This window comes from Gluconobacter japonicus (assembly GCF_002723975.1).
Lineage (GTDB): Bacteria > Pseudomonadota > Alphaproteobacteria > Acetobacterales > Acetobacteraceae > Gluconobacter > Gluconobacter japonicus.
Map to the genome: position 1 here is coordinate 19,466 of NZ_BEWO01000027.1, position 8,210 is coordinate 27,675.

The 8,210-nt window shown below is 59.1% G+C and carries 8 protein-coding genes; 3 read left to right on the top strand and 5 right to left on the bottom strand.

Going from position 1 to position 8,210, the window contains the following annotated elements; translation table 11 throughout:
- Positions 1-8: 8 nt before the first annotated feature.
- The 3 genes from GJA01_RS12860 to GJA01_RS12875 all read right to left on the bottom strand — a co-directional run bounded on the left by GJA01_RS12860 (position 9) and on the right by GJA01_RS12875 (position 3,452).
- Positions 9-1,544, bottom strand: coding sequence for a Y-family DNA polymerase (locus GJA01_RS12860; RefSeq protein ID WP_082785196.1), 1,536 nt, complete (start codon positions 1,542-1,544; stop codon positions 9-11).
- The gene (locus tag GJA01_RS15140; RefSeq protein ID WP_062502578.1) at positions 1,435-2,241 is read right to left on the bottom strand and encodes an ImuA family protein; all 807 of its coding nucleotides are present in this window, start codon (positions 2,239-2,241) and stop codon (positions 1,435-1,437) included. Before GJA01_RS15140 ends, GJA01_RS12860 begins: the two co-directional genes overlap by 110 nt.
- 98 nt (positions 2,242-2,339) lie before the next feature.
- Entirely contained in the window at positions 2,340-3,452 is a 1,113-nt protein-coding gene (locus GJA01_RS12875; protein ID WP_253783101.1) for a hypothetical protein, read from the bottom strand.
- Positions 3,453-3,717: 265 nt separating this feature from the next.
- Here GJA01_RS12875 and GJA01_RS12880 point away from each other — a divergent pair, with 265 nt between their 5' ends.
- The 3 genes from GJA01_RS12880 (at position 3,718) to GJA01_RS12890 (ending at position 6,952) form a co-directional block, all read left to right on the top strand.
- Positions 3,718-4,272 (top strand): phosphate-starvation-inducible PsiE family protein, encoded by a 555-nt coding sequence (locus GJA01_RS12880; RefSeq protein WP_373317498.1) that lies wholly within the window; start codon positions 3,718-3,720, stop codon positions 4,270-4,272.
- Positions 4,262-5,698 carry a tyrosine-type recombinase/integrase gene (locus GJA01_RS12885; RefSeq protein ID WP_062502577.1) on the top strand — a complete coding sequence of 479 codons (1,437 nt, stop codon included), beginning with the start codon at positions 4,262-4,264 and terminating at the stop codon, positions 5,696-5,698. The genes GJA01_RS12880 and GJA01_RS12885 overlap by 11 nt, the downstream gene beginning before the upstream one ends.
- Positions 5,699-6,040: 342 nt before the next feature.
- Entirely contained in the window at positions 6,041-6,952 is a 912-nt protein-coding gene (locus tag GJA01_RS12890) for a replication protein RepA (protein WP_062502380.1), read from the top strand.
- 63 nt (positions 6,953-7,015) lie between these two features.
- Here the strand turns inward: GJA01_RS12890 and GJA01_RS12895 are convergent, their stop codons facing one another.
- Together GJA01_RS12895 and GJA01_RS12900 are read right to left on the bottom strand one after the other, a co-directional pair.
- The gene (locus GJA01_RS12895; RefSeq protein WP_062502379.1) at positions 7,016-7,372 is read right to left on the bottom strand and encodes a hypothetical protein; all 357 of its coding nucleotides are present in this window, start codon (positions 7,370-7,372) and stop codon (positions 7,016-7,018) included.
- A complete protein-coding gene (locus GJA01_RS12900; RefSeq protein ID WP_062502378.1) occupies positions 7,369-8,037 on the bottom strand; it encodes a ParA family protein in 669 nt (222 codons plus the stop codon). The genes GJA01_RS12895 and GJA01_RS12900 overlap by 4 nt, the downstream gene beginning before the upstream one ends.
- Positions 8,038-8,210 lie beyond the last annotated feature (173 nt).

Consider the following 8,210-nt stretch of genomic DNA (forward strand, 5'->3'; position numbering starts at 1 on the left):
TCCGGCTTTCAGAAGAGGCCATGAAGGAACCAGTCCGGCGGGGCGGGTGGTACTTCGGCAAGCGGTGCGCGGCAGAAAATCCAGTAGCGTTCGCCCGCGTTATCCTCGACGATCCAGTAATCCCGGACGACCCCGTAAGGATCAGCACTGCGCCACCATTCCTCATGCAGGCGCTCCGGGCCGTCAGCGGCGCGGATGACACTATGGACGCCACGCCAGCGGAAGGAGGTCGGGGGTTCCTCCGGGCCCGCAATCGTGACGTCAACCGGCTCTGGCGGGTTCAGAAGCCGCACGGGCCGAGGCCAGGAGCAGGCCCGGTCCGCAGAAATGGTTCCTTTCTCGCCGCTGGCAGGACACCTGGTCTGACTGAATTCGGGTAGATGGGATGCAGCAGGCTCCATTATGCTGACACGTCCAGGACCCAGGCGGTTTTGCAGCCGGTCCAGAAGACAGCTGATATTCGAGCGCCCCTGAGGCACATCGTCCTGCCCCACCAGTTCCCCGGTTGGCACGGCGGCCCCACGGATTTCGGCACGCGTCACCACAAGTGTCATCGCCTCAATCCCGAACCCGGGTTCGATGATCGGGATGCGTTCGTCAAGCAGGCGTGAGAGATGGACAGGATCGGCGACAGGTGAGGCTGTGCCGATCCGGATCGCCTGCACGGTTCCATCTACCCGCTCGCACAGCAGGTCAACGAGCCGAGCCCCTTCGCCCCGTCCCTCCAGCGTTTCACAGATGGCCCGGACCAGAACGGCAATGACCGTGGCCAGCGCGCCTGCTGTGGCGATCGGTTCCACGAAGCTGCGCCGTTCCCGTATGGCTTCGATGGGCCGGATGGGCTGCACAGGCTCCGGGAGCAAACCCAGCACCTGATCCAGCCTGGCGAGAACGGTCCCGCCCAGCCGACGGGCCAGCGGGGCGCGCGGCGTGTCATACAGAGCCCCCACTGTCCGGAAACCCAGCCGCAGGAGCGCGTCTGTTTCCGGGGGAGCCAGACGCAATGCCTGAACAGGGAGTGCCGCCAGAGCCTGACGTTGCGTGCCAGGCGAGATGATGGTGCAGGGGACGCGAGCGAAGCGCGCCAGAGCACTGGCCGCACCCGGTGTGTCGGCAAACGCCAGCCGGCACGTATAGCCCAGGCTTTGGATCCGACGGCGGATTTCGGCCATCATGGGCGCTTCTCCGCCATGAAGATGCGCGCAGCCCGCGGTATCGACCCACACGCCGTCCTCTCCGTCCGGTGCAACGATCGGGGAGAGCCACAGAAACCATTCCGTCAGCCGCGTCAGGGCGAGCCGGTCAGCATCAGGCGTTCCATCTGTGGCATGGAGATCCGGAGCCAGGGCGCGGGCATGGGCAAGGCTCATGCCGGGCCTGACACCCCGAGCCTGCGCCGTGGCATCTGCGGCCAGAACCGTAAGTCTGCGGCCATCATGGTAGTGCAGCACCAGCCCCGACGACGTGCAGGTGTCGGGATGACGGCGATGCCACAGATCGGTTCGCCACAGGGGAAGCCAGAGAGACAGAATACGGCGTGTCATGTTCGGGGACTTCGAAAAGCCAGGAGGCGGGACGGCCTGCGCGCTGCCGGAGCAGTTCGACCCGCCTGCGGGGCGGGCCTGGCGGGGGTATAAGAGCTGTCGGCGAGAAGGGAAGGATGCTGGGCTCGCTGCTAATGCGCCAGCGTGTATGACAGGCACTGGGAGGCAAAGGACGGTCCCTCTGCCGATGCGCAGGCCGGTGAAGCAGGAAACCGGTGACCCGGCCTGTCTCGGCGGCAAGCTGCAATCGGCGTGAAGTCGTCAGGGTCAGAGGCGTATCCAGTTCGGCGACGAGCGCCAGAAGGCCTTTTTCGCGCAGGATGTCTTCGCACAGGGCCGGAACCTCGCCGCTGGAAGCGGCCTCCACGCAGATGACCCGTCCGGGCGACAGGCCAGCGGCATGCAGACCGTCCGCGTGAAGATCGAGCGGCGTGCCGGACAGCCAGACGATCTGACCGGGATGCCGTGCAAGAATGGAGGCGGCAAAGTGCGCCGGACGGGCGCACAGGGCCCGGTCCTGCCGTACGCCACAGAATTCGTGGAGGGCCCCTCGCAGCAGGCCGCCTTTGAGATGATCGTCGAGGTCATCGAGACCGGTGGCCAGTCTCCGTCCGGCCCCGGACGCTCCATGATGTCGTTCGATCCGTGCGATCTGCTCGCGGAGCAGAAGGATCGTATCCGGATCGTGCCTTTTCATGATGTGATGCCTCCCGGCCTGGAGGATAAACACGAACAAAACAGGAACGCAAGTTAAAAGGCGTTCGCGAAGTGAACGCGCACCGTGTGAAGGCCAGGTCAGTCGATAACTGAACGAAATCGCGTCATGGCGGCATCTGCAGCTGCCAGAGCCTCCTCTAAAGCCGTATAGTCAATCGGCTCCGGCCTGTGTTTCGAAAGATCAGGCACTTGGGACGTGTCCGCCGGATCAGAGGTAGGCTGGGGCATGATGTCCTCCCCACGACGGGGACGACCACGTCTGCGACCGGGAACAGCGCGGCGCGGCGGGCGCACCGCCTCCCGGAGAGGCGCCATTCCCTTCAGTGCGAAGAGCCTGCGTGCGGATCGATGGGTCACTTCCACGATCAGGCCTTCTGCCAGAAACCGTTCGAGATGCAGATAGGCGGCCTTGAGTGAGATGCCCAGCATCCCGGCCAGTCGCGAGGCGGAGAGCACCGGAAAGGCGGCAATGAGATCCAGCGCGGCCGTAGCCCGTGAGGTGCTGCGCTGACCAGAGGCTTTCGCCCGCGCCATGCGCCACCCGTGCTCCAGGGCAATGACGCGCTGCTCCATGGCATGGGCGTCTTCGGCCAGGCGTGAGAGGAACAGCGGGATCCACTCTGAGGGAGACCATGGGGCGTCACTGGCGAATGCTTTGGCCGCAACAAGCGGTAACGGTGTGCGCAGCAGATGGCTTCCCTGCCAGAATCTCACCAGAGCGCCCCGCATGGCGCTGCGATCGTGACCGGTCTCGATCCAGTGATGAAACGCGCGCGCGGCTCCCAGGAGCGGCCCGGCCTGCCTGGCTTCAGCTTGCAGCAGGGCTTCGGCCGGGACCATGGCGTCTTTCTGCCGGCCGTCTGGATGGACCAGCCACAGATACCGTTCAAAGGCTGCGCGGGCCGCATCAATCACATCGCCGCGCTCATAGGCGCTTTCCCCGACAACCCGTGGTTTCAGGCCTTCCAGTTCGGCGGCAAGATGCCACGGATCGATGAGGAAACCATCCACGGCAGCACAGGCGCGCGCCGCCTCCAGGCGCTCCCGGAACAGGATTGCGGGAAGCAGAGGATGGGTGTGCAGGCGCTGGTCCAGCCGACCAAAAATCAGCGCAGCGCGGGTCAAAGCCGGCAGACTGCCGTGACCAGGCCGGTTATCGCGTCTGATGATGCCCGGGGACACTATTGACATACTAGAGGTCCATCTTCCGATGTACAGACAGGCGGAAATTTCGAAGGGTCATCCCCCGAACATGTTCTGGGACACACTCCTCAGGCCTTGAGGCGATAAGATTACCTTAATTACCGTTTAACTTCAAACTCCGTCTTTTTCTGAAAATCGCCCCTTCCCCGCCACCTACTTCCGATAATGTTCCTTGTCGGAAGTAGGTTGACAGCGCCACCCGGGTGGGGAATTATTCTCTCTGAACGATGATTGTTGCCGAAACCGCAGCCCTATGATCACGCAGCCCTCTTCATCCACTCCCCGTACCGCCCGCCACTGGACCACGCCGTGGCGCAATATGCTTTCGCCTTCAAGTGGTCTGACGCTCTATGAGCGCTTCGAGCAGGCTATCATGCTCGTCTTGATCGGTCTGATCATGGCCGTTACGGTCTCGGCCACCGCTCACCTCGTGGTGGTGGTCTGGCACCTGCTCTCCAGGTCTGCTGTCGATCCCACGGACCAGAAGGTGTTCCAGACCGTTTTCGGAGCCGTCTTCACAGTTCTGATCGCCCTCGAATTCAAGCGCTCCCTGCTGGCCGTGCTCGCCCATGGCGAGAATATCGTACGGGTGCGCACGATCGTCCTGATCGCCCTGCTCGCGATCGCACGCAAATTCATCCTCCTGGACCTGCAGACCATCGCCCCCATGGACGTGCTCTCCCTCGCCGCCGCGGTCCTCGCACTCGGGATCGTCTACTGGCTTGTACGCGACCAGGACGCCCGTGCCGACGCACGCATCCGCCAACAGGGCGCGTCCCTCAGGAAGGATGTGCCGGATGCTCAGTGAGGTCCGCGTTCTCGGGTCACGGGCCAGAGCGCGTCGCGCGATCCTTGAGCGGGTCGATCGCCTCACCCGCAGCCAGCTGGAGCACACAGACCTGACGGCCGCCAGCCAGATCCTGTCGACGGCGCGATTTTCCCCTCCCCTCCCCCTGGTGATCGCTGGAACCGAACTGCCCGACGGGGCGTATGCGCCCGACCGCACGATCGGACGCGCCCTGCCCTATCTCGCCGCCGCCGAGCATATGGCACGCGATCATCTCGGCGATGCGCCGACCGGATCCGAACTGGCGGTCGGGCTGGAAATCGACGACGGAATTCCACGGTTCGTGGCCTGGATCCGTAACATCGAGGACGAAGCCACTCCCATTTCCGCTCCCCCTGCCCGACCACCACCGCCCGTCGGGCAGGCACCAGTAACTGTCGCCCGCTGGTTCGCCCTCGTCTCTTCCCAGCCGGTCCCTGCGCACGATGGAAAGTTGCGCACCGCCCGCCAGGCGGTGGACGCCTACGTGCAACGAAGCAAGGCCGCCAACACGTTACGGGGGTACCGCGCCGCTGTGCGGGCCTGGTGCCAGTGGGCCAATACCCACGACCTCCCTGCCCTTCCCGCACGCAGTGAGGACGTCGCCGCTTATCTTGCCGACATGGCGCTGCGCAAGCGCAGAACCAGCACCATCGATCTTCACCGGGCCGCCTTGCGCTATCTGCATCATCTTGCACAGGTTGCCGTGCCGACATCCCATCCCCTTGTTTCCGCCACACTGGCCGGGATCCGGCGGGAGGACGACGATCCTGCACCGCATCAGAAGACTGCCCTCACCTGGGACCGGCTGACCGAAGCGGTCGATGCGATCCAGGGGCAGGATCCGGTTGCCGTCCGTGATCGTACGATCCTCCTGCTCGGTTTTGCAGGAGCATTCCGGCGCTCCGAGCTGGCCGGTCTGGAGGTCAGCGACATCGTCACCGACGATGATGGCATGCGGATCCGGCTGAGGCGATCGAAAGGCGACCCGGCCGCAAAGGGGGTACTGATCGGCATTCCGCGTGGGATTACCCGGAACTGCCCGGTGCGGGCCTACGAAGCCTGGATCAAAATCGCCGGCATAGAAGCTGGGCCGGTGTTTCGACGGATCTGGCTTGCGCCAGTATCCAGGCCCGGTGAGCCCCCTGCACCGCCGAAGATCGGTGCTGTCGCGCTCTCCGACCGTTCTGTCGCGGACATTATCCGCAAGCGATGTGGTGCGGCAGGTCTGGAAGGAGAGTTCTCCGGTCATAGTCTTCGACGCGGCGCCATCAGCACCGGCGCAAAGGACGGGTATGACCTGCTGGAACTGAAACGCTTCTCCCGACACAGAAGCCTGCAGATCGTCGAAACCTACATCGACGAAGCGAGTATCAAGGAGAGACATCCCGGGCGCAGTAGATTCTGAGAAAGCGTGAAGCACTTCCGTCCTTTGGACTTTCTCCATACCTAGGTAAAGACCAGTTGAAAAATCACACCTTCAGAGAAAAGCGTCCACCGGATAACCTTGGACTTTCTCCATACCTAAGTTTGGACTATTTCCAGATTCCACTGGGTTATCCCTTGGACTATTTCCATACATACAAATAATTATACTAATAATATATCAAATAGCTCTTGGAAAGAGTCCAAGGCGACTATGTGGATGGGTGATTTTGTTTCCCGATACCTATGGAAAAAGTCCAATCCGCACCCCTATGGAGAAAGTCCAAGATTGACCATATTCCGATCTTAATCGAATGATTTCACCATGGCAGACATTCATGACGATCTTCTTACGTACGGTCTTCGCGATGCTGAACGCAGTTGCCCTGATAAGGCACAAAGAATAAGATTGCGGGCTGCACACGAAGTAATGAGTGATGAAGATCAAATAATTTCTATCGCTCATGCAGGGTTCGCAATGACGTCGTTACCCCACAGACGGATTAAAGAAACCGTTTGGACAAGAGAAAGCGGACCAATCAAGCTACGAATTGAAGCTGGCCTAGACGAGCAAGAGCGTCAAAGTGGCGTGCCTTATGGCCCTATTGCAAGACTAATTCTTTTATATTTGCAAACACAAGCGGTCAAAACGGGATCGCGTCAAGTCGAGCTCGGTGCTTCAATGAATGCTTGGCTAAAGAATATGGGAATTTCAGTCGGAGGCAAAACATACGCAATTGTAAGAGAGCAAGCCAACCGCATCAGTCAGTGCCGTTTAACGTTTTTTCACACATCCTCCGAAGGTTCTATACGCAGCAATGGCTCATTTATTAGGTCTGCCTGGCTTCCATCTAACAATGAAAGTCGTTTGCCTTTCTGGCAAGAAGTAGTCACGCTTGACGAAGATTTTTATAATAGCCTCATTCTCCACCCGCTCCCTCTCCGCGAAGTCGCCATAAAGCAAATGGTAAACGCTTCGAAGGCAATGGATCTTTATATTTGGCTCGCGTACCGTCTACACGTTCTCGCGAAGCCTGTTACAATTAGCTGGGCTGGCATGCGCTCACAGTTCGGAAACACGGCAAGTGCCCCATCTCTTTTTAGAAAAGACATTATGCCAGCGTTAAAATTGGCCATGTCCGTATATCCGGAGGCTCGCGTGGAAATTGAGGACAACGCCGGACTGACGATCTATCCATCGCCGCCTCCTGTAACAAAGCAAAATGGGCAGACATAAAAATCGTTTTAGAAAAAACAATTATTCAACGCTAAATTGTCGGATTATTTCTACGTTGGTGCACTAACGATCCTTCCAGGGAGTGATCGAACCATTAACTAAATCTGCTGGAGCTACATTTACGCCTTTTTCCGCGACCGCAGACATAATAAATTGCTTAACGCTCATTCCACTTTCTGCTGCAGCTTTACCGAGAGCGCGTAAGGTACTCTTTCTTACTCTCATATTATGATTAACAGACTGATCTTTGGGTTCAATCTCTGCCGGGGGCAACTGTGGGGCAACGCGTCGTGCAGCCTCCAGAGCCTCCATACCTCTCGAGCTTCCGATGGTCGGTGACTTCTCTTCGATTGACTTTTGACCAAGTGCTGCTTCTGTTATTGCGTTGGCGTCTGGGCGGCGTCGAGCTTTGAGTGTCATAGGCCTTGTTCCCTACTCGCATGCAAGCTTTTATGAGGCACCCAGCCGATCTGTTTGAGCTCGGCGATAAATGCCTCTACTTCCTCGGCTGCAGCCCCCTTGGCCGGGAGCATTCCCGAGTAAGACAACTCGCCGAAAGCTGTCCTATGCGAAATTGAGGACTGGAGTGTCGGAATGCCGGCCTCTTGTAGTTCACGGATCGCGTGGCGAGTAAGCTTAGTGTTTAACGAGAGACGATTCATTACGGCCCGGACCTCAATCTTGCGACGTGCCGCCGCAGCCAAACCTTTTGCTTGTTTAATGGTTTCCTCCGCTTGGTTTAAGTCCGCAGCCCCTGCGGTAAGCGGCACTAAAATATTATCGGCGACAGTCATAGCTACGGCACCTGCCAAATTGCCAAAGCCTGCTGTATCGATAACCACGAGGTCGCATCTTTCGTCGAGTGAAATTGCAAGATCAGCAATAGCTCGCTCCGAGGTTTCAGCAAAACATTCAAAGGGCCTTCCTTCATATGTTTCTGCATGCCACGTCGACATGGCCTTCGTCGGGTCAGCGTCAATTACCGCGATTTTGAGTTCGTCTTTCGCGCAGCAAGCTGCAATGACCTGGCACAAGGTTGTTTTCCCCGGCCCACCTTTGAAAGACGCTACCGTTAAAATTGCCATCTAAACCCCTACTCTATTCTGTTTTCAGTAGAATACAAAGAAACGTGTCATTACGCAACGACAAAGTTACGTAACGCCGTCATTACGTGAAGCCGTAAACCAGTAACGACGATTGGGTGCGAGAGGGGAGGCTTTCGCGAGTTATCAAGGGCGCGGGACGTTTCTGCTGTTTT